Origin of the sequence: Staphylococcus sp. GDY8P120P (assembly GCF_017892065.1) — a bacterium.
In the GTDB taxonomy this organism is placed as follows: Bacteria; Bacillota; Bacilli; order Staphylococcales; family Staphylococcaceae; genus Staphylococcus; species Staphylococcus nepalensis.
Genome location: NZ_JAESKI010000006.1, coordinates 1 through 2,509, shown reverse-complemented (window position 1 = coordinate 2,509; position 2,509 = coordinate 1). Strand labels below are relative to the sequence as shown.

Below are 2,509 nucleotides of genomic sequence, written 5' to 3'. Positions count from 1 at the left end.
CCTCGGAACCCTTAACAATCCCAAAACTTGTCGAATGGTCGGCTTAATAGCTCACGCTATGCCGACATTCGTCTGCAAGTTTAGTTAAGGGTTCTTCTAAACATCAATAAATTTTCTCGGCATAAATGCATGCTCTATTTTTTTCTAGAACGATTAATCAAAAAATAACCTAAAAGACCACAAAACAAAATAAATAAAAATATAAGCATTTTCTATCTCCTTTTTAATCAAACTTATCACAATAGTTATCGCTTTACAGGTCAATTTTTCGTCGTTATAATCTAGTTAAATCCCGTAAGGGCGCACTTATGCGTTCTAAAAAGAACGCGTACAAAACCATAATCGACCTTCGTCGATTTTTTATATTCATTTTAAGGAATCGGCGTTGTGGCGCAGATATAAAAATTAATACTGCACGAATTAGAATCGACGTTGTAGCGTAGATATAAAAATTAATACTACATCAAGACTAAAGCTACTAGTTTTTGGCTAGTAGCTTTTTTTATTTTGTTAATTTTTAAATACCTTTATTTTGAATTTTAAGGGGGTATTTTGAAGAATTAGGGGTATTTTATATAGTTTTATACCTAAAAACTTATATAAGCTCTTAAAACGCAAATATGAGCCAAATAAATATATCTTAATTTCACAAACAAAAATTTAAGCAAATCCAGTGTCGATTTTTTAAGACACTGCCCAGTTACATGCAAATTAAAATTTGCATAGTAAAAATGGCCAACCATGCCGGTTGAACGCTATAGTTCCCGCAAAGGCAAAAAAAGCATAAAAAAACGCTAGCTTTTAAGCTAACGTTTCAAATCTTTTAAATAATAATTTTGCTTTTCAAAATTCCAAATTGCCGTAATTGAATGTGCTTTTTCTTCTTCGTCTGTTGTTTTATCTTCGTCGCTTGTATTAATTAAATTACCGTCTTCGGCATCGTCTAAATTTAAAATTTTATGTTTTTGTTTAAGCAATCCACCATAACTCAACATGCGTTTTCGATATAAACCTTTTTCCAAATCATCAACAATCTCGGAATCTTTTTTGCTATCTCCAGTTAAATAATCTGATGATTTAACCGAGTATTTTGAAGTTTCTTTGATAGCTGCTTGAATATCTTTATCCCCTTTTTGATTTGGTTTGATCGCTTTAATATTTGCGACTGGTCGATAATCAACTTGTAATGCTTTTTGCCATAAATCGACCCATTCGGTCTGCGTAATATAATTTTCTTTTTTTCTAAAATACGCATTTTCAACACATAACAAAACGTGCATATGTTGATTATAACTACCGTCATTTTTATTAACCGTAACTTCTGTCGAACGCATAAAGCCAATTAAATTTTTACTAATTTTTTTATATTTAAACAATCTTCTAAATGATTCAGTTAAATGTTTTAAACTTTGTTCTAAAGTTTCACCATCTATCGCATTTTTTGTCGATAACGTAAGAAACAACCAACGTGCAGTTGGCTTTTCTTTAACCACTTCTTCAATCACTTTTTGAGCTTGATAACTATTTTTCATAGCACGCCTCCAATTACAAACTGGGCATAATTTTGACTTACAAAACCATGTCTTATGTAATTTCAAATAACCTTCATCAGTTGGCTTGAACTCTAAGACGTTACCACATTGTTTTACGTTAAAAGCCTTTTTAATTTTTAAGATTTCCAGTATATCTGCATAACTTACATTGTCTATTTTCTTTTCTCTCCACGGGCGTTGTTTCCCACTTTTCGTCATATCTTTTAATGTTTTATTATCTTGATTTTCGTCTATACATCTAGTAGTATTATATTGCATATAAAAAGACCTCCAGTATTGATTTAAGCGTCGTAACTTAATCATATTACTGGAGCTTTTTTATGTCAATTTTTTCTTTCACGCTCAAAAACAAAGAAAAACCCTGTCATATCAATGATTAATACATATTTTAAAAAAGAACGTTATTTCTATATAGTATCAAGACAAGAAGAAACTCGTTTCACTCGTTTCAAAAAACTTATTAAAACAGAGAATTATCAATAAAATATTATTTAGTCTTCCATAGCTTTTTCAAAACAATTTTCACAAACTATATCATCACTATCTACAGAAATTAATCCAGTACAATTAGAACATTGCTTTACTGTATCTTCATAACCACATTCAGGACACTTCAAATTCGGGGTTTCTGCCCAATGAATCCAAACGTCAGCCCCACATTCAGGACAAACTCTTTCATTTTGTTCTTGTTCAATTAAAAATTCTTTATTTCTACCCACTAACATCACTCCTAAGTAATAATTAAACATTCCTTACAAATAATAATATAGCATTTACAAACAAAAATATTAGCGAATTAAATTGATATAAAAAATTGAAAACATCATTTTATATCAATTTAATTTGTTGCTTTATTCCAATTGCTTTATTGACGTTGAGCCTCGGAACCCTTAACAATCCCAAAACTTGTCGAATGGTCGGCTTAATAGCTCACGCTATGCCGACATTCGTCTGCA

At 30.7% G+C, this 2,509-nt stretch carries 2 protein-coding genes; both read right to left on the bottom strand.

From position 1 onward, the window contains the following. Positions 1–806 precede the first annotated feature (806 nt). The gene (locus KA900_RS04630; RefSeq protein ID WP_210139336.1) at positions 807–1,811 is read right to left on the bottom strand and encodes a protein rep; all 1,005 of its coding nucleotides are present in this window, start codon (positions 1,809–1,811) and stop codon (positions 807–809) included. 233 nt (positions 1,812–2,044) lie between these two features. Beyond that, on the bottom strand, positions 2,045–2,272 hold the full coding sequence (locus KA900_RS04625; RefSeq protein WP_210139335.1) for a hypothetical protein: 228 nt from the start codon (positions 2,270–2,272) through the stop codon (positions 2,045–2,047). Positions 2,273–2,509: the final 237 nt, after the last annotated feature.

Coding starts and splice junctions, on each gene's coding strand:
- KA900_RS04630 (WP_210139336.1), bottom strand. CDS start 1,811: ATGCAATATAATACTACTAGATGTATAGACGAAAATCAAGATAATAAA.